This window comes from Variovorax sp. W1I1 (assembly GCF_030815625.1).
Lineage (GTDB): Bacteria > Pseudomonadota > Gammaproteobacteria > Burkholderiales > Burkholderiaceae_C > Variovorax > Variovorax paradoxus_C.
The window spans coordinates 4312498-4330205 of the sequence record NZ_JAUSWZ010000001.1 but is presented as its reverse complement, the minus strand read 5'-3'; the positions used below and the strand labels follow the sequence as shown (position 1 = coordinate 4330205).

Here is a 17708-nt window from a genome sequence, read left to right as displayed (position 1 = left end):
ATGACCACCGCAGTGCCGGCCTTCTGGAGCCCGCGCATCGCTGCGCTCGAGCCCTACGTGCCGGGCGAGCAGCCGCGCATCGCGAACCTCGTCAAGCTCAACACCAACGAGAACCCGTATCCGCCGTCGCCGCTGGCTGTCGACGCGATTCAGCAAGCTGCTGCAGACGGGTTGGAGCGCTACCCCGATCCCACCTCGCTCGCGTTGCGCGAAGCGGTAGCGAGGCGGCACGGCCTGACGGTCGACCAAGTGTTCGCAGGCAACGGTTCAGACGAAGTGCTCGCGCACGCCTTCTTCGCCTTCTTCCAACAGGCCGAGCCTTTGCTCATGCCCGATGTGAGCTACAGCTTCTACAAGGTCTATGCCCAGATCTACGGCATTGCCTGCGAGCTGCAGCCGGTCGATGCCGGCTTGCGAGTTGACATCGAAGCCATTGCGGTGCGTGCGCGCAATGGATGCGCAGGCATCGTGATCGCCAATCCGAACGCCCCCACGGGCATCGGCTTGCCGCTGTCGCAGATCGAACGGCTGCTCGCAGCATGCCCCGATCGCTTGGTGCTGGTGGACGAGGCCTACGTTGATTTCGGCGGCGAGAGCGCCCTGCCGCTCGTCGGCAAGTATCCGAACCTGCTCGTGGTGCAGACCCTTTCCAAGTCGCGTTCGCTGGCTGGCTTGCGTGTCGGCTTTGCGTGTGGTCAGCAGCATCTGATCGACGCCTTGGTGCGCGTGAAGGACAGCTTCAATTCCTATCCGCTCGACAGGCTCGCCACAGCGGGCGCCGTCGCGGCGCTGGAAGATGAGGCCTGGTTCAACACCACCCGCGACAAGATCGTCGACACCCGCGAAGGGCTGCACCTGCAGCTCGAAGACCTGGGCTTCGAGGTATTGCCCTCGCAGACCAACTTCGTGTTCGCGCGCCATCCACAACGCGATGCGGCCGAGCTGGCCGCGTTGCTGCGCGAGCGTGCGGTGCTGGTGCGGCATTTCAAGCAACCGCGCATCGCGCAGTACCTGCGCATCAGCATCGGCACGCGAGAGCAGTGCAGCGCGCTGGTGCAGGCGCTGCAAGCGATCCTGGACGCTCAGTAGCGCGTCTGGCTCAGTTCGGCGAACAGTTCGCCGTAGATCCTGTAGCGGGATGCACTGATCGGACCTGGTTGTGTGGGCGTCTCGACGTTCGAGATCACGCCGCAGCCTGGCTCGTGCAGGTGCGTGCAGTTGTAGAACTTGCAGTCGCCCGTGTGCTCGGCAATGTCAGGCATCAACCCGGCGAGCTGCATCGGCTCGATGTGGTTCAGGCCGAATTCCTGGAAGCCCGGCGAATCGATCAGGCCGGTGGTGCGCGCTTCGTCGATCCAGTACCAGGTGGTGCTCGTGGTCGTGTGCTTGCCGGAATTCAGCGCTTGCGAGATCTCCTGGGTCAGCACGGTCGCGCCGGGCACCAGCAGGTTGGTCAGCGTGCTCTTGCCCGAACCGGAAGGGCCGAGCACGAGGGTGGACTTGCCGGACAGCAGCTTCATCAGCGATGCATAGTCCGCCTCGCCCGACGCCTTGAGCGACAGCGGCAGCACGCCGTGATGCATGCGGCGATAAGGGGCCAGCTTGGTCCAGGCGCGCTCGAAGGGCTCCACCAGGTCGCTCTTGTTGAGCGCGATGATCGGCGTGATGCGCTCGGCCTCCGCCGCAATCAGCGCGCGGGCCAGTTGGTGCTCGGAGAACTCCGGCTCGGCGGCGATCAGGATCAGCACATGGTCGAGATTGGCCGCAAAAGATTTCGTGCGAATCTCGTCCTGCCGATAGAAGAGATTGCGCCGTGGAAGCACTTCCTCGATGGTGCCTTCGTCCTCGGTGGCCTGCCAACGCACGCGATCGCCGACCACGGCCTGGCTCTTCTTGCCACGCGGGCGGCAGATCAACCGCTCGCCCGTGGGCGTTTCGACGAGGCAGTGACGCCCATGGCTGGCGACGACGAGGCCGTCGTGCTGCGCCTTCCCCGTGTTGTGCGCAGCAGGGGTGAAGGCGGCGCGGCCCGGCTTAGCCACAGGCGTGTTTCCTCACGCGGAGGGACTCGCAACCAACGCGTCGGCCTGCCGTGCGCAATCGAAATCGGTGACCGACAGGCCCTTCACGTCATGCGTGTTGAAGCGCGCCACGCAGCGGTTGTAGTGCACCGACAGGTCGGGGTGGTGGTCCTGCGTGTGCGCAACCATAGCCAGCGCGTTCACGAAGGCGATGGTCTCGAAGTAATTGGCGAAGGTGAAGGTCTTCTCGATGGCGACATCGGCACCGTCGCCGGTGAGCTTCCAGCCGTCGAGCTTGGAGAGGCCGGAAACGATCTCCGTGGCACTCAGTGCCTTGCGGGCCGGAAGGTTCTTCCAGTCCTTGGGTTTGAACATACTGCTCATGAGGGGCTCTGCTGAAATTTGGGGTGGTTGATCACGCCGCAGTCATGCGCGCAAGGCGCTCGGACGCGGGCGGATGGGAATAGTAGAACTTGACGAACACCGGATCGGGCGTGAGCGTCGATGCGTTGTCCTGGTAGAGCTTGAGCAGAGCAGCGGAGAGGTCGGCGCCGCTGGTCTGCGCGACGGCATAGGCATCGGCTTCGAACTCGTGCTTGCGCGAGAGGCGCGCCGGCAGGGGCGCCACGAAGAAGCCGAACACCGGCACCGCGAGCATGAACAGCAGCAGGGCCAGCGCGCTGTTGGGCGCGGCGGGCGACATGTTCGGCTGTACGCCCAGGCCGGTATAGAACCAGACCTGGGTCGAGACCCAGCCCAGCAGCGCGAAGCCGGCGAGGCTGAGCGCGAACATCGCGACGAGCCGCTTCACGATGTGACGGTGCTTGAAGTGGCCGAGTTCGTGCGCAAGCACTGCTTCCATTTCACCGGCATTGAGCTGGCGCAGGAGCGTGTCGTAGAAGACCACACGCTTGCTCGAGCCGAAGCCCGTGAAATATGCGTTGGCGTGCGCGCTGCGGGTGCTGCCGTCCATCACGAAAAGGCCCTTGGCCTTGAAGCCGCAGCGCTTGAGCAAGGCCGTTACACGCGCCTTGAGCGTCGGGTCGTCGAGCGGCTCGAACTTGTTGTACAACGGAGCGATGAAGATCGGATAGATCACCATCACCAGCAGGCTGTAGCCCATCCAGGAGGCCCAGGCCCACAGCCACCAGAGCTCGCCGGCCGCGCCCATAAGCCAGAGGATCAACGCGGCAATCGGCAACCCCATCGCGGTGCCGATGCCGATCGACTTCAGGGTGTCCTTGAGCCAAAGCCGCCAGGTCATCTTGTTGAAGCCGAAGCGCTCCTCGAGCCGGAAGATCTGCCACAGCGCGAAGGGCAGCTCGAGCAGGCCGCCGATGGCCGCGACTGCGCCCAGCAGCACCAGTTGCTGCACCATGCCGCCGCCGAGCCACAACAGCAGGAGCTTGTTCAGCACATCCAGGCCGCCGAGCAGCGTCCAGCCCAAAAGCAGAGCCGCGCTCCAAGCCATCTCGACCAAGCCGAAGCGGGCCTTTGCGATCGTGTAATCGGCGGCCTTTTGATGGGCGGCGAGCGTGATGGTCTGCGCGAAAGCTTCCGGCACGGCGCCGCGGTGCTGCGCCACGTGGCGCACCTGCCGCGAAGCGAGCCAGAACTTCACGAGCAGGCCTGCAACGAGCGCGGCCGCGAAGGCGATGGTGAAGATGAGCGAATAGGACATGGAGCGGCGAGTTTAGTCCCCGGTAAATCGGGGTGCAGGCCTTGGGCGACAATCCTGCGATGCCCGAATCCATTGACCCGACGCCCCCCGCAACCGTACCCACCCTGAAGAAAAGCGACCAGAACCTGGTCTGGCTGGACTGCGAGATGAGCGGCCTCGACCCCGAGAAAGAGTTCCTGCTCGAGATCGCCGTGGTCGTCACCGGCCCCGACCTCACGCCTCGCATCGACGGCCCTGTGCTCGTCATCCATCAGAGCGACGCCGTGCTCGACGCCATGGACGCGTGGAACAAGGGCACCCATGGCCGCAGCGGGCTGATCGACAAGGTGAAGGTTTCCACGTTGGACGAGGCCGCGGCCGAACAGCAACTGCTGGAATTCATCGCCAAATACATTCCCCGCAGCGGCTCGCCGATGTGCGGCAACACCATCGGGCAGGACCGGCGATTCCTGGTGAAGTTCATGCCCAAGCTGGAGGCGTACTTCCACTATCGCAACCTCGACGTCAGCACCCTCAAGGAACTGGCCAAGCGGTGGAAGCCCTCGGCTTACAGCGCCTTCAAGAAACAGCAGGCGCACACGGCGCTGGCGGACGTGCACGAGTCCATCGAGGAACTCGCCCATTACCGGGAAACCTTCATTCGCCTGACCGATTGACAAGAGATTAGGTAAAAACCCGAAGCCGTGCCATAATCGCAGGCTTCGCTGATTTGCATTTGTCACAGGACACAGATCAGCGTCTCTTGCATCTCCCTATCTTGCACACCGCGCCCGATCGCATTCGCTGATCAAAAAGGGCCACAGCCTCAGGCGTTAGCCGGAAGCTGAATGTCGTTGGATGGTTGATGTTTTTAACCACCAACGGGGCGCCGCCTACGGCAGCGCTCGCGTTTGAGATTGATATCTACATGACCGACGCTTTTGAAGCGCAGGGCGAGTTCGCGCCTGTGCAATCCTCTACCAACAACGAATTCACCGCCGCTGTGGACACTGTGTCCGAAGCGCCGATCCTCGAGGCGCTGGATGCAGCTGCCCCCGAGGCCGCTGCGGTCGAACAAGAACCCAGCCTGCCCAACGGCTTCATCCGCCTGGGCCTCGCACCCGAACTGATAGCCGCCGTGGCCGACCTGGGTTTCACCCAGCCGACCACCGTGCAAGACAAGGTGATCCCGCTCGCCATGGGCGGTGAAGCCGGCCAGGACGGCAAGGCCCGTTTCGTCGACCTGATGGTCTCGAGCCAGACCGGTTCGGGCAAGACCGCAGCCTTCCTGCTGCCCGTGCTGCACACCCTCCTGAAACGCCAAGCCGAAGCCGAAGCGGAAGCCAAGGCCGAATTCCAGCGCCTGGCCGCCGAAGCCGCTGCCCGCGGTGAAGCCGCGCCGAAGAAGCCCAAGCGCAAGGACCCGACCAACACCCGTCACTTCAAGGCTGCCACCCCCGGCGCCCTGATCCTGTGCCCGACGCGCGAACTCGCGCAGCAAGTCGCACACGACGCGATCGAACTGGTTCGCCATTGCCGCGGCCTGCGCATCGCCAATGTGGTGGGCGGCATGCCTTACCAACTGCAGATCGCCAAGCTGCAGAACGCCGACCTCGTGGTTGCCACGCCCGGCCGTCTGCTTGACCTGCAACGCTCGCAGCAACTCAAACTCGACCAGGTCAAGTTCCTGGTGGTCGACGAAGCCGACCGCATGCTCGACCTGGGCTTCTCCGACGACCTGGCCGAAGTCAACCAGCTCACCATCGAGCGCCAGCAAACGATGATGTTCAGCGCCACCTTCGCGCCGCGCATCCAGCAACTGGCCCAGCGCGTGATGCGCGAGCCGCAGCGCGTGACCATCGACAGCCCGCAGGAAAAGCACGCCAACATCAAGCAATCGCTGTACTGGGCCGACAACAGCCAGCACAAGCGCAAGCTGCTCGACCACTGGCTGCGCGACACCAGCATCAACCAGGCAATCGTGTTCGCCAGCACGCAAGTCGAGTGCGATGGCCTCGCCAACGACCTGCAGCAAGAAGGCTTCAGCGCCGTGGCGCTGCACGGCGCCCTGAGCCAAGGCCTGCGCAACCGTCGCCTGATGGCGCTGCGCCAGGGCCAGGTGCAGATCCTGGTGGCCACCGACGTTGCCGCCCGCGGCATCGACGTGCCGACCATCACCCACGTCTTCAACTTCGGCCTGCCGATGAAGGCCGAGGACTACACCCACCGCATCGGCCGCACCGGCCGTGCAGGCCGCGATGGCCTGGCCATCACGTTTGCCGAGTTCCGCGATCGCCGCAAGATCATGGACATCGAGCAATACAGCCGCCAACAGTTCAAAGCTGAAGTGGTTGCCGGCCTCGAGCCGCAACAGCGCATGCCGCAATCGCGTCCGCCGATGGGTGAGTACCGGGGCGGCCGTGGCGACAACCAATCGCGCGACCGCAAGTTCGGCAACGGCGGTGCAGGCGGCGGCGGTGGCTATCGCGGCAACAACGGCGGTGGCTATGCCGGCGCCAGCGGCTTCAACGACCGCAACGCACGCGGTCCGGCCCCGAGCCAAGGTCACCAAGGCCCGCGCGGCTTCCAGGGCGGCAACAACGCCGGCTTTGGCGGCGGTCGTGACGACGGCGGCAACAACGGTGGTGGCGCGGGCTACGGCCGCAAGCCGGGCTGGGGCGACAGCGCCCCGCGCGGCGGCCATGGCGGCCAAGGTCACCACGGTGGTGGTCGCGGCGATGGCGGCTTCGCGCCCCGTGAAGGCTTCGCACCCCGCGAAGGTTTCGCGCCGCGCGGCAATGGCGCGGGCCATGGCGGCCCGGGCAAGGTGTTCGTGCCCCGCGACGCACAGAAGCGTGCGTTCAAGCCCTCGCGCTGACACATTTCAGAGCGGCCCAGCAGCCGTCTCGCCCCAAAAGAAAGCCCGCGCTTCGCAAGAAGCGCGGGCTTTTTCATTGCGGATTTCCGAGAGGGTTTTTGTCCCTCGGTTTGGTTGACATCTGAATCGATGAAAAGTAATGTAATGGCGCATTGCTCCCCGGTCCGCGCCGCGGCTGCCGGTTCATCGACATCTGCTTTTCAAATTCCGAACATGAAAATTGCAATTCTTGGCGGTGGTCACGGCGCTTACGCAGCCGCAGCGGACCTGTCCGAAGCCGGTCACGAGGTGCGCCTGTGGCGTCGTGATGCCGCAGCACTCGAGCCGGTTGTGCAGGCCGGCGCGATCACGCTGAAGGATGCCGGCGGCGTACGCGAGGTGCCGCTGTCGCTCGCGACCGCCGACATCGCCGCGGCGCTCAAAGGCGCCGAGCTGATCGTCGTCCCCACGCCCGCCATCGCCCAGCACGACATCGCGCTCGCCATGGCCCCGCACCTCGTCGACGGCCAGGTCGTCTTCTTGCCGCCAGGCACCTTCGGCAGCTACGTGATGGCACGAACGGTGAAAGAGGCCGGCAACCACGCCGACGTGGCTTGGACCGAGACCGGCACCTTGCCTTACCTCGCACGCAAGCACGGCGAGCGCGAGGTGAACGTCACCATCCGCGCGATCCGCCTGCCGACTGGCGTCTACCCGGCGCGAAAGGAGGCCGAGGCGATCGAGGTGATCCGCAAGGCCTACCCGGCAGTGCACGGCTGCGGCGATGCGCTCTCGGGGGCGCTCATGAACGCCGGCCCCGTCATCCACCCGCCGCTGATGGTGATGAACGCCGCGCCGCTGCAGCACTTCGAGCGCTGGGACATACACAACGAAGGCACCCAGAGCGCGGTGCGGGATGTGACCGACCGCCTCGACCGCGAGCGCATGGCCGTGCGCGAAGCCTTCGGGCAGGGCGCGCCGCACTACCCGCTGGCCGACCATTACAACAACGACCAGTGGATGTACGGCGACGCGCACAAGCAGCTCGTCAAGTCCGGCGACTGGCGAGAGAACATCGACCTGCACACGCACCGCTACATCACCGAAGACACCGAACTCGGCCTTGCCTTCCTCGCCTCGGCCGCGCGACATGCGGGCGTGGATGCGCCCATCGCTCACGGCCTTCTGGCCATCGTCGGCGGCTTTCTCGGCCGCGACCTGCGCCACGGTCCGCGCACTTTCGAAAGCCTGGGCCTCGCCAACCTGAGCGCGGCGCAGCTCAAGCAGAGGCTGCACGATGGCGAATGAGGCCGCGCGACCCCGCTTCGCAGCCGTCGGCGCCGGCCGCATGGGGCGCGGCATCGCGATCGCGTTCGCGTATGCCGGTCACTGCATCTCGCTGATCGACTTGCGCCCGCGCAGCGACGAGGCCTGGCAGCGCCTTCGCGAGGAGGCGAAGGCGGAGATCGAAACGAGCCTCGCAGGCCTCGCGCAACTCGGCGTGATCGATGCAGCGCAGATCCAGTCCATCGCCGGGCGTGTGGACTTCGTGAATGCCGCTGCCGCCCCGCAAGCGCTCGCCGCCGCCGAGTTGGTATTCGAAGGCGTCCCCGAAACCATGGAGGCCAAGCGAGAAGCCTTCGAACACCTCAACCGCCATTGCCGCGACGACGCGATCCTCACCTCGACCACCAGCAGCATCCTTGTGACGCAACTCGCGGCGCTGGTGCGGCTGCCCGAGCGCTTTCTCAACATGCACTGGCTCAACCCGGCGTATGTGATCCCCGTGGTGGAACTCAGTTGCCATCCGGGCACCGACGCTGGAGTGCTCGCACGCACCAAGGCGCTGATGGAAGCGATCGGCAAGCTGCCCGTGGTCTGCGGCGCATCGCCCGGCTACATCGTGCCGCGCCTGCAGGCGCTCGTGATGAATGAGGCGGCCCGCATGATCGAGGAGGGCGCCGCCACCGCTGAGGAAATCGACAAGGCCACGCGCTACGGCCTCGGCCTGCGCTTCGCCGCGCTCGGCGTGGTCGAGTTCATCGACTTCGGCGGCTGCGACATCCTGCATCACGCGAGCCGCGAGATGTCCGCCTCGATCGACAAGGGCCGCTACGCCGCACCGGCCATCGTCGACCGCATGGTCGCCGAGGGGCGCCTCGGTCTCAAGAGCGGCAGCGGTTTCTACGACTACGAAGGTCGTGACGTCGCCGCGTACCGGCGCGACGTGCTCTCGCGCACGCTCGGCGAGCTGAAGCACGCGGGCCTTTGGCGCGCGCCTGCCGACGAGACGCTGTCATGACGATCCGCCGCGCTTTTGCCGACCTGTCAGTGGGGCAGGTGCACTACGCCGCATGCGGCGACACGGATGCACCGGCCGTGCTTCTGCTGCACCAGTCGCCGCGCAGCTGGGCCGAGTACCGCGAGGTGCTTCCGCTGATCGGCGCACGCTACCGTGCTATCGCGATGGACACCGCAGGCTTCGGTGATTCTTCGGACGGCGGCGTGCCCGCGGGCATTGAGCAATGGGCGCGCGTGGCGTGCGAGTTGCTCGATGCGCTGGGTATCCAACAAGCTGATGTTGTGGGCCACCACACGGGCGGCGTCATCGCCATCGAACTGGCTGCCGCGTTTCCGAATCGCGTGCGCGGTCTGGTGCTGTCGTCCGCGCCATACACCGACGAGCCCTTTCGCATCGCGCGTGCCCAGCGGCCGCCCATCGACGAGGTCGCGCCGAGCGAAGACGGCAGCCATCTCGCCGCGCTGTGGCAAAAGCGTCAGGGCTTCTATCCGGCGGGGCGACCCGACTTGCTCGAAGCCTTTGTGCTCGATGCGCTGAAGGTCGGTCATCGCGTGGAGGAGGGCCATCGCGCCGTTGCGTCCTACCGCATGGAAGATCGCATCGGCCGAGTGACGCAACCGACACTCATCATCCGCGCCATCGATGATCCGTTTGCTGCACCGCATGCGGCCGAGCTGCAGCACCATCTGCCGCACGCGCGCATCGTCGACATCGAAGGCGGCATGGTGCCCTTGCCGGACCAGATGCCCGAAGCGTTCGCGCAGACCGTGCTCGAGTTTCTTTCTACGTTGCCATGAAAGCGATCCGCATCCACGGTTTCGACGCAGTCCCGGTGATGGACGAGGTGGCCGACCCCGTCGCGCGCCCTGGCCGCACCCTCGTTCGCATGCAAGCCGCCACGGTTGGCCATATCGACCGCACTGTGTGGCGTGGCAGTTTCCTGCGGCACCCGCCGCTGCCCTACACGCCGGGCGTGGAAGCCGCGGGCATCGTCATCGCGAGCGGGCGCTACGAGGTGGGGCAACGCGTGTGGCTGCGCGGCAGCGGCCTGGGTACCCTGTTCGACGGCACTTGGTGCGAGCGGATCGATGCGCCCGATGAAGCGCTCGGCCTCCTGCCCGATGCGGTGCCGATGGAACTCGGCGCCGCGTTCTTCTCGCCCACCACATCGGCATGGGTGGCGTTGCATGAGGTCGCGAAGCTGCAAGCTGGAGAGCAAGTCCTGGTGACGGGTGCGAGCGGCGCGGTGGGTTCTCTCGTGATGCAACTTGCGCGCGATGCAGGGTGCACGGTAATGCCGGTCGATCCGAACATTGCACCCGCCGCTGCCAGCGCCGACCTGCTCATCGATGCCGTCGGCGGCAATGTGCTCGCAGCGTCGTTGCCTGCGGTGCGCCCCGGCGGACGCGCCGTGCTGATCGGCTACACCGCCGGGCCCACATTGCAACTGGACATCGCGCACTTCCTGCAGCGCGACGTGGCGCTGCTGCCGCTCAACATGTTCAGGCGCGAGGCCGAGGGCCGTGCCGCAGCGCCCGAGTTGCTCGCCCGGTTGGCCGATGGGCGCCTGCGCCTCGACGTGCAGAGCTTCGCGCTCGCCGATGCCGCTATCGCACTCGAATGGATTGCGCAGCGCGGACATCGCGGCCGCGCGGTGCTCGTGCCCTAGGCGGCCTCACTCTTCTTCCGGTTCCTCGAGCGGCACGTGCACGTGCAGTTCGATCATTCGCCGCAGCGTCTGCTTGAGCTCTTCGGCCCGCCGCAGGCCGAAGGGTTCGAGCACGCGCCGCTCGTGCTCGCGCGCCAGTTCCATCAGGTGCTCGACGGCCTTCAGTCCCTTGCGCGTGATGCGCACCAGCGTGATGCGGCGATCACTTTCGTGGGGCAGGCGCTCCACTTGTCCGCGCGATTCCATGCGGTCCAGCAGGCGCGTCACCGTCGGCTGCTTGGTCACGGTCACCTGCGCGAGTTGGCCGATGCTGATCGGCTCGCTGCCCGCGAGCGATGCCATCACGCGCCACTCCGACACCGAGAAGCCTTGCTGTCGCGCCACCTCGTGGAACTCCGAAGAGATCAACTGGCTGGCCTGCGCCAGCAGTGCCGGCAGGTAGTCGTCGACGAAGCGATGCGATTCGCTGGGTTGGTCTTGTTCAGCCACGAAGGCACCTCGCTGCCATGCACGTCAAACCAGCCGTGGGCACGCTGCTTGCATGTCTAGGGTAATTCATGATTGTGGATACATTCATTTGTCAACATTATAGAAAGCGTGATGTGGCAACTGAAGCGCATCCTCCCACGAGAAAGAAGAAGGACCCACATGGCTGAGCGTTCGTTCGTCGAAGAAGTCAAGAAGCTGCGGCTTTCCGGCGGAGATGTGTTTCGTGGCGAAGGCATTCTGGCGGTCACCAAGGCCTTGCTCGAATCGGGGGTTTCCTATGTGGCCGGCTACCAGGGCGCGCCCATCTCGCACCTGATGGACGTGCTGGCCGACGCGCAGGACATCCTTGCCGAGCAGAGCATCCGCTTCGAGAACAGCGCGAGCGAAGCCACCGCCGCCGCCACGCTCGCTGCATCAGTCAACTACCCGCTGCGCGGCGCCGTCACCTTCAAGGCCACCGTGGGCACCAACGTCGCCTCCGATGCACTGGCCAACCTCGCATCGGGCGGCGTGACCGGCGGCGCACTCATCATCGTGGGCGAGGACTACGGCGAAGGCTCGTCGATCATGCAGGAGCGCAGCCATGCGTTCGCGATGAAGTCGCAGATTTGGCTGCTCGATCCGCGCCCCAACCTGCCGAGCATCGTCGATGCGGTGAAGACGGGCTTCGATCTCTCCGAGGCCAGCAACACGCCCGTGATGCTGCAGCTGCGCATCCGCGCCTGCCACGTGCACGGCCACTTCATCGCGGGCGACAACAAGCGCGCCAAATTCACGCTGCAGGAGGCGCTGGAGAACCCGCAGCGCGACGTCAGCCGCATCGTGCTGCCGCCCGCGAGCTTCGTACACGAACAAGAGAAGGTGAAGGACCGCTGGCCCGCCGCGGTGCGCTTCATCGAGGAGCGCCAGCTCAACGAGTTCTTCTCCGAAGACGCCGACGACATCGGCATCATCGTGCAGGGCGGCAGCTACAACACGCTGCTGCGCGCGCTCGAACGGCTCGATCTCGCCGACGTGTACGGCAACACCAAGGTGCCGCTCTATGTGATGAACGTGGCCTACCCGGTGATCGAGAGCGAAGTCATCCGCTTCTGCGAAGGCAAGCGTGCGGTGCTGATCGTGGAAGAGGGCCAGCCCAACTTCGTCGAGCAGAACCTCGCGACCATCCTGCGCCAGGCGGGATCGACCACAGCGCTGCACGGCAAGGACATGCTGCCCGTCGCAGGCGAGTACACGTCCTCCGAACTGCTCAAGGGCGCGCGCGCTTTCTGCGAGCGTTACGAGCGACTCGCGCCGCTGCCGGTGCCCGTCCCGGTGCGCAAGGTCATCCCGCTGAAGGAAGTGGCTGCCATCGGCGTCGATGCCGCGCCCGAACCGGCCATTCCATCGTCGGCACTCGGCGATGTCGTGCACGCCCGCCCCCCGGGCTTCTGCACCGGCTGCCCCGAACGCCCGATCTTCAGCGCGATGAAGCTGGTCGAGCGCGAACTCGGCGCGCACCACGTGAGCGCCGATATCGGCTGCCACCTGTTCTCGATCCTGCCGCCCTTCAACATCGGCAACACCACCATGGGCTACGGCCTGGGCGGTGCGGGCGCGTCGGCGCTCAACGCGCCGGCGGGCAAGCGCGCCATCTCGATGATGGGCGACGGTGGCTTCTGGCACAACGGCCTCACCAGCGGCGTGGCGAACTCGGTCTTCAACAAGAGCGACAACCTCACCATCGTCGTCGACAACAACTACACCTCGGCCACCGGCGGGCAGGACATCCTCTCGTCGAATGCCGTCAACAAGACGCGCAGCACCGGCCACGAGATCGAGCGCGCCGTACGCGGCGTGGGCGTCGAATGGGTGAAGACGCTGCGCCGCACCTACGACGTGGCCGGCATGCGCGACGCGCTGAAAGAAGCGCTCACCACCACGAAGAAGGGCCCCAAGGTCCTCATCGCGCAATCGGAGTGCATGCTCAACAAGCAGCGCCGCGAGAAGCCGCTGGTGCGCAAGGCCATCGCCGATGGCAAGCGCATGGTGCGCGAGAAGTTCGGCGTCGATTCCGACACCTGCACCGGCGATCACTCGTGCATCCGCCTGTCGGGCTGCCCGTCGCTCTCCATCAAGCCCAACCCCGATCCGCTGCGCACCGACCCGGTCGCGGCCGTGCTCGACAGCTGCGTGGGCTGCGGCGTGTGCGGCGAGGTCTCGCATGCCGCGGTGCTGTGCCCCTCGTTCTACAAGGCGCAGATTGTGAGCAACCCGACCGGCTGGGACAAGCTGCGCGAGCGCGTGCGCTCCGCCGTCATCGGCTGGCTGCAGCGCGGCGAAGCGCGCCGACGCGAAACCTATGCGTTCTGAAGCGATGACGAACACCAAGGCGCAACCTATCAAGATCGCGATCCTCGCCATGGGCGGGGAGGGCGGCGGCGTGCTGGCCGACTGGATCGTGGACATGGGCGAGGCGAACGGTTATGTCGCCCAGACCACCTCGGTGCCCGGCGTGGCGCAGCGCACTGGCGCGACCATCTACTACGTCGAGCTCTATCCGGTCGCGCAAGCCGAAGCGGATGGCGGCCGGCCCGTGCTGGCGCTGATGCCATTGCCGGGCGACGTCGATGTGGTGCTCGCATCCGAACTCATGGAAGCTGGCCGCGCGGTGCAGCGCGGGCTGGTCACCAACGACCGCACCACGCTCATCGCCTCCACGCACCGCGTGTTCTCCATTGCGGAGAAGAGCGCGCTGGGCGATGGTCGCGTCGACAGCACGCAGTTGCTCGCGCACACGGCCAAGGCCGCCAAGCGCTTCATCCGCTTCGACATGGCACAAGCCGCCGAAGCCTCGGGCAGCGTGATCAGCGCCGTGCTCTTCGGCGCGCTCGCGGGCTCGGGCGTGCTGCCGTTCAGCCGCGCGCAGTTCGAAGCGACCATCGAACGCGGCGGCGTCGGCGTGAAGCCCAGTCTTAAAGCCTTCGGTGGCGCGTTCGCTCGCGCTCAAGGCGGTGACGATGGTGAGACGCCGCCTGAACCCGCGTTGGCCACGCCGACGCCGCAACCCCGTCACCCGGCCGTGCGCGCGTTGGTCGAACGCGTGCAGAACGACTTCCCGCCCGCTGCGCAAGACTTCCTCCTCGAAGGCGTGCGCCGCCTGATCGACTACCAGGACCTGGCCTATGCCGGCCTGTACCTGGACCGGATGGCCACCATCGCCGCCTTGCCGGGAACTGGCGATCACCGTCTGCTCCGCGAAACGGCGCGGCATCTCGCCCTCTGGATGTCCTACGAAGACACCGCCCGCGTGGCGGCCCTCAAGACCCGTGCCACCCGCTTCGAGCGCGTGCGCGGCGAGGCCCGCGTGCAGGCCGGCCAGGTGCTCGCCATCAACGAATACATGCACCCGCGCCTGCAGGAAATCTGCGAAACGCTGCCGGGCGGCATCGGCCGTTGGCTCATGAATTCCTCGACGCCCAAGAAGTTTGTCGAGCGCTTCACGCAGAAAGGCCGCGTGATCCAGACCAGCTCGCTGCGCGGCTACCTGATGCTGCGCACCGTGGCCGCCATGAAGCGCTGGCGCCGTTCGACGATGCGCTACGCCGAAGAAAACCGCCGCATCGAGGAATGGCTGCAACGCATCGCCGCCACCGCCCAGCGCAACCCCGAGCTGGCGGTGGAACTCGCGCAGTGCCAGCGCCTCGTCAAGGGCTACAGCGACACGCACGAGCGCGGCATCCGCAACTACGACACGGTGATGCGCGCGGTCGAGCGCGCCGGCGCGCAGCTCGCGCCCGCCACCCTGCGCGAACTGCGCGACGCGGCGCTCGCCGACGAACACGGCCACAAGCTGCAGGCTGCGCTGGCGCAGCACGCCTTGGCTTGAAGAGACAACGGACACACCATGACCGCTCCCACCGCCACGCTCCAGGTTCGCATCGCCGAAGCGCGCGAACTCAATCCGCTGATCCGCATGCTGCGCCTGCGCGCGGAAGACGGTCGCCCGCTGCCGGGCTTCGCGGCCGGCGCGCACATCCGCGTGCAGGTGTCGCTGCCCGATTGCAAGACCGATTGGCGCCACTACTCGCTGATCAACTTCGCGACCGCGCGCAACGCGACGAATGCGCCGATCGAGTACGTGATCGCCGTGCGCAAGGAGGCCGAAGGCCGCGGCGGCTCCCTCTTCATGCACGAGGGGCTGAAGGAGGGCGACACGCTCGCCATCGAAGCGCCGAAGAACGACTTCCCGCTGCACACCGGCCCCGGTGGCTCTGTGCTGGTCGCCGGCGGCATCGGCGTCACGCCGCTCGCCACCATGGCCGCACGCCGCCGCGCCGAAGAGGCGCCCGTGCGCATGCACTACGCCGGCCGCAGCCGCGAGTTGATGGCCTTCCTGCCTGAGCTCCAGGCGCTGCTGGGCGACGACCTGCGCGTGCATGCGGACGCCGAAGCCGGCGCCCCGCTCAACATCGATGCGCTGCTCGACAGCGTGCCCGCCGGCGATCGCCTCTACGTCTGCGGCCCCAAGGTCATGCTCGATGCCGTGCTTGCCCGCACCCAGGCACGCGGCTGGGACCACGACCGCGTGCATTTCGAACTCTTCACCGAGCCGGTCGCCGAAGAAGGCGATCAGCCCTTCGAGGTGGAGCTCGCCCAGTCGGGCCAGCGCTTCACGGTCGCAGCCGACCAGAGCATCCTCGACTGCCTCATCGACAACGGCTGCGACCCGATGTTCGATTGCAAGCGCGGCGAATGCGGCGTGTGCGCCGTGCCCGTGCTCGAAGGCGAGATCGACCACCGCGACTACGTGCTCACCGCCCGAGAGAAGGCCGAGGGCAACGTCATGCAGATCTGCATCTCGCGCGCCAAGGGTGCGCGCCTGGTGCTCGACATCTGAAGCAAGGAGCCACGAGAACCATGCCTTCCTACAGAGACAACCCTGACGCCGTCCGCGCGCTCGTGCAGAACGACCGCGTGCATCGCGACCTCTACACCAGCCAGGAGCTCTTCGCGCTGGAGCAGGAGCACTTCTTCGCCAACACCTGGAACTACGTCGGCCACGAAAGCCAGCTGCCCAAGCCCGGCGACTGGATCAGCAACGAGATTGCCGGCCGCCCGCTGATCGTGGTACGCCACACCGACGGCAGCGTGCGCGCGATGATGAACCGCTGCGCCCACAAAGGCTCGCGCCTGGTGAGCGCGCCTTGCGGCAACACCGGCAAGTTCTTCCGCTGCCCCTACCACGCCTGGACCTTCAAGACCGATGGCTCGCTGCTCGCGATTCCGCTGAAGACCGGCTACGAAAACACCGCGCTGCACGAGTGCGAGTCGGCCAAGGGCCTGACGACGCTCAAGCATGTGCGCAGCCACCGCGGCTTCATCTTCGTGAAGATCAACGATGCGGGCCCCGACTTCGACGAATACTTCGGCGATTCGCTGAGCTCCATCGACAACATGGCCGACCGCTCGCCCGAAGGCGAACTCGAAATCGCCGGCGGCTGCCTGCGCTTCGTGCACCAGTGCAACTGGAAGATGTTCGTGGAGAACCTGAACGACACCATGCATCCGATGGTGGCGCACGAGTCTTCGGCGGGCACCGCCAAACGCATGTGGGCCGACAAGCCGGCCGACGAACCCAAACCCATGGCGGTCGAGCAGTTCGTGCCCTTCATGTCCGACTACAAGTTCTTCGAGGACATGGGCATCCGCACCTACGACCACGGCCACAGCTTCACGGGCGTGCACTTCAGCATCCACAGCAAGTACAAGGCGATCCCCGAATACGACGACGCGATGAAGGCACGCTACGGCGAGGAGAAGACCGCGCAGATCCTGGGCATGGCGCGGCACAACACCGTGTACTACCCGAACCTCACGATCAAGGGCGCGATCCAGGCGATCCGCGTGGTGAAGCCGATCTCGGCCGACAAGACGCTGATCGAGAGCTGGACCTTCCGCCTGAAGGGCGCGCCGCCCGAGCTGCTGCAGCGCACCACCATGTACAACCGGCTCATCAACTCGCCGTTCTCGGTGGTGGGGCACGACGACCTGCAGGCGTATCGCGGCATGCAGGCCGGGCTGCACGCGAGCGGCAACGAATGGGTGAGCCTGCACCGCGACTACGACCCCGCCGAACTGAAGGGCGGTGAGATCACGACCGGTGGCACCAACGAGCTGCCGATGCGCAACCAGTACCGCAGCTGGGTCGAACGCATGACGGAGACGATGTGATGGCCGGCACCGACACCCGAGTCACCCGCCAGGACCTCATCGACTTCGTCGTGAACGAAGCGCACCTGCTCGACACGCGCCGCTATGAAGAGTGGAACGCGCTCTTCACTGACGACGCTTTCTACTGGGTGCCGCTCGTGCCCGATCAGGAAGACGGCCTCAACCACACCTCGCACCTCTACGAAGACAAGCTCTTGCGCGATCTCCGCATCGAGCGCCTGAAGAGCCCGCGCGCGTTTTCGCAGCAGCCGCCGAGCCGCTGCCATCACCTGCTGCAGGTGCCGGTCGTCGAGACCTTCGACGCCCAGGGCAACCGCTTCGTGGTGCGCACCAGCTTCCACTACACCGAATCGCAAGGCGACGAGCTGCAGTTCTACGTCGGCACGTTCTTCCATCACCTCACCGTGCAGGACGGCGCGCTGCGCATGACGCTCAAGCGCGTGAACCTGCTCAACTGCGACGCGGCGCTTCCGGCCGTGCAGCTTTTCATCTAAGGA

Annotated in this window: 16 protein-coding genes; 12 read left to right on the top strand and 4 right to left on the bottom strand. The window is 66.1% G+C overall.

Annotated elements, in window-relative coordinates; all coding sequences use genetic code 11:
- Complete coding sequence (gene hisC / locus QFZ83_RS20380) at positions 1 to 1089, top strand: histidinol-phosphate transaminase (protein ID WP_307509518.1); 1089 nt, start codon at positions 1 to 3, stop codon at positions 1087 to 1089.
- On the opposite strand, the gene rsgA is transcribed toward hisC, so the two are convergent.
- The 3 genes from rsgA to QFZ83_RS20365 are packed head-to-tail and all read right to left on the bottom strand — an operon-like array spanning position 1083 to position 3702.
- Complete coding sequence (gene rsgA / locus QFZ83_RS20375) at positions 1083 to 2042, bottom strand: ribosome small subunit-dependent GTPase A (protein WP_307509515.1); 960 nt, start codon at positions 2040 to 2042, stop codon at positions 1083 to 1085. The two genes, hisC and rsgA, sit on opposite strands and share 7 nt — an antisense overlap.
- Positions 2043 to 2054: 12 nt before the next feature.
- Positions 2055 to 2405: a 4a-hydroxytetrahydrobiopterin dehydratase gene (locus QFZ83_RS20370; protein WP_307509513.1), complete on the bottom strand. Its 351-nt coding sequence runs from the start codon at positions 2403 to 2405 to the stop codon at positions 2055 to 2057.
- A 31-nt stretch (positions 2406 to 2436) separates the two neighbouring features.
- Positions 2437 to 3702 (bottom strand): M48 family metallopeptidase, encoded by a 1266-nt coding sequence (locus tag QFZ83_RS20365; RefSeq protein ID WP_307509509.1) that lies wholly within the window; start codon positions 3700 to 3702, stop codon positions 2437 to 2439.
- Between the two features lie 59 nt (positions 3703 to 3761).
- Here QFZ83_RS20365 and orn point away from each other — a divergent pair, with 59 nt between their 5' ends.
- From orn to QFZ83_RS20335, 6 genes are all read left to right on the top strand, one after another.
- Positions 3762 to 4358, top strand: coding sequence for an oligoribonuclease (gene orn, locus QFZ83_RS20360; protein ID WP_307509506.1), 597 nt, complete (start codon positions 3762 to 3764; stop codon positions 4356 to 4358).
- A 251-nt stretch (positions 4359 to 4609) separates the two neighbouring features.
- Entirely contained in the window at positions 4610 to 6559 is a 1950-nt protein-coding gene (locus QFZ83_RS20355) for a DEAD/DEAH box helicase (RefSeq protein ID WP_306877934.1), read from the top strand.
- A 213-nt stretch (positions 6560 to 6772) separates the two neighbouring features.
- Entirely contained in the window at positions 6773 to 7846 is a 1074-nt protein-coding gene (locus tag QFZ83_RS20350) for an NAD/NADP-dependent octopine/nopaline dehydrogenase family protein (RefSeq protein WP_307509503.1), read from the top strand.
- Positions 7836 to 8840, top strand: coding sequence for a 3-hydroxybutyryl-CoA dehydrogenase (locus tag QFZ83_RS20345; protein WP_307509500.1), 1005 nt, complete (start codon positions 7836 to 7838; stop codon positions 8838 to 8840). The genes QFZ83_RS20350 and QFZ83_RS20345 overlap by 11 nt, the downstream gene beginning before the upstream one ends.
- Positions 8837 to 9637 carry an alpha/beta fold hydrolase gene (locus QFZ83_RS20340; protein ID WP_307509497.1) on the top strand — a complete coding sequence of 267 codons (801 nt, stop codon included), beginning with the start codon at positions 8837 to 8839 and terminating at the stop codon, positions 9635 to 9637. The genes QFZ83_RS20345 and QFZ83_RS20340 overlap by 4 nt, the downstream gene beginning before the upstream one ends.
- Positions 9634 to 10509 carry a zinc-binding alcohol dehydrogenase family protein gene (locus tag QFZ83_RS20335; protein ID WP_307509495.1) on the top strand — a complete coding sequence of 292 codons (876 nt, stop codon included), beginning with the start codon at positions 9634 to 9636 and terminating at the stop codon, positions 10507 to 10509. Before QFZ83_RS20340 ends, QFZ83_RS20335 begins: the two co-directional genes overlap by 4 nt.
- A gap of 6 nt (positions 10510 to 10515) precedes the next feature.
- On the opposite strand, the gene QFZ83_RS20330 is transcribed toward QFZ83_RS20335, so the two are convergent.
- Positions 10516 to 10998 carry a MarR family winged helix-turn-helix transcriptional regulator gene (locus QFZ83_RS20330; protein ID WP_013540094.1) on the bottom strand — a complete coding sequence of 161 codons (483 nt, stop codon included), beginning with the start codon at positions 10996 to 10998 and terminating at the stop codon, positions 10516 to 10518.
- Between the two features lie 159 nt (positions 10999 to 11157).
- Here QFZ83_RS20330 and QFZ83_RS20325 point away from each other — a divergent pair, with 159 nt between their 5' ends.
- The 5 genes from QFZ83_RS20325 to QFZ83_RS20305 are packed head-to-tail and all read left to right on the top strand — an operon-like array spanning position 11158 to position 17705.
- Positions 11158 to 13350, top strand: coding sequence for an indolepyruvate ferredoxin oxidoreductase subunit alpha (locus tag QFZ83_RS20325; RefSeq protein ID WP_307509492.1), 2193 nt, complete (start codon positions 11158 to 11160; stop codon positions 13348 to 13350).
- Positions 13351 to 13354: 4 nt separating this feature from the next.
- On the top strand, positions 13355 to 14866 hold the full coding sequence (locus tag QFZ83_RS20320) for an indolepyruvate oxidoreductase subunit beta family protein (protein WP_306877928.1): 1512 nt from the start codon (positions 13355 to 13357) through the stop codon (positions 14864 to 14866).
- Positions 14867 to 14884: 18 nt separating this feature from the next.
- Positions 14885 to 15877, top strand: a complete 993-nt coding sequence (locus QFZ83_RS20315) for a PDR/VanB family oxidoreductase (protein ID WP_306877927.1) — start codon at positions 14885 to 14887, stop codon at positions 15875 to 15877.
- Between the two features lie 20 nt (positions 15878 to 15897).
- Complete coding sequence (locus QFZ83_RS20310; protein WP_307509490.1) at positions 15898 to 17211, top strand: aromatic ring-hydroxylating dioxygenase subunit alpha; 1314 nt, start codon at positions 15898 to 15900, stop codon at positions 17209 to 17211.
- A complete protein-coding gene (locus QFZ83_RS20305; protein ID WP_306877925.1) occupies positions 17211 to 17705 on the top strand; it encodes an aromatic-ring-hydroxylating dioxygenase subunit beta in 495 nt (164 codons plus the stop codon). Before QFZ83_RS20310 ends, QFZ83_RS20305 begins: the two co-directional genes overlap by 1 nt.
- Positions 17706 to 17708: the final 3 nt, after the last annotated feature.

Excerpts from the sequence above, each read along its gene's own strand:
- QFZ83_RS20355 (WP_306877934.1), top strand. The coding sequence starts at position 4,610 with ATGACCGACGCTTTTGAAGCGCAGGGCGAGTTCGCGCCTGTGCAATCC.
- QFZ83_RS20350 (WP_307509503.1), top strand. The coding sequence starts at position 6,773 with ATGAAAATTGCAATTCTTGGCGGTGGTCACGGCGCTTACGCAGCCGCA.
- QFZ83_RS20340 (WP_307509497.1), top strand. The coding sequence starts at position 8,837 with ATGACGATCCGCCGCGCTTTTGCCGACCTGTCAGTGGGGCAGGTGCAC.
- QFZ83_RS20335 (WP_307509495.1), top strand. The coding sequence starts at position 9,634 with ATGAAAGCGATCCGCATCCACGGTTTCGACGCAGTCCCGGTGATGGAC.
- QFZ83_RS20320 (WP_306877928.1), top strand. The coding sequence starts at position 13,355 with ATGACGAACACCAAGGCGCAACCTATCAAGATCGCGATCCTCGCCATG.
- QFZ83_RS20370 (WP_307509513.1), bottom strand. The coding sequence starts at position 2,405 with ATGAGCAGTATGTTCAAACCCAAGGACTGGAAGAACCTTCCGGCCCGC.
- QFZ83_RS20315 (WP_306877927.1), top strand. The coding sequence starts at position 14,885 with ATGACCGCTCCCACCGCCACGCTCCAGGTTCGCATCGCCGAAGCGCGC.
- QFZ83_RS20305 (WP_306877925.1), top strand. The coding sequence starts at position 17,211 with ATGGCCGGCACCGACACCCGAGTCACCCGCCAGGACCTCATCGACTTC.
- QFZ83_RS20365 (WP_307509509.1), bottom strand. The coding sequence starts at position 3,702 with ATGTCCTATTCGCTCATCTTCACCATCGCCTTCGCGGCCGCGCTCGTT.
- QFZ83_RS20345 (WP_307509500.1), top strand. The coding sequence starts at position 7,836 with ATGGCGAATGAGGCCGCGCGACCCCGCTTCGCAGCCGTCGGCGCCGGC.
- QFZ83_RS20310 (WP_307509490.1), top strand. The coding sequence starts at position 15,898 with ATGCCTTCCTACAGAGACAACCCTGACGCCGTCCGCGCGCTCGTGCAG.
- QFZ83_RS20325 (WP_307509492.1), top strand. The coding sequence starts at position 11,158 with ATGGCTGAGCGTTCGTTCGTCGAAGAAGTCAAGAAGCTGCGGCTTTCC.
- orn (WP_307509506.1), top strand. The coding sequence starts at position 3,762 with ATGCCCGAATCCATTGACCCGACGCCCCCCGCAACCGTACCCACCCTG.
- hisC (WP_307509518.1), top strand. The coding sequence starts at position 1 with ATGACCACCGCAGTGCCGGCCTTCTGGAGCCCGCGCATCGCTGCGCTC.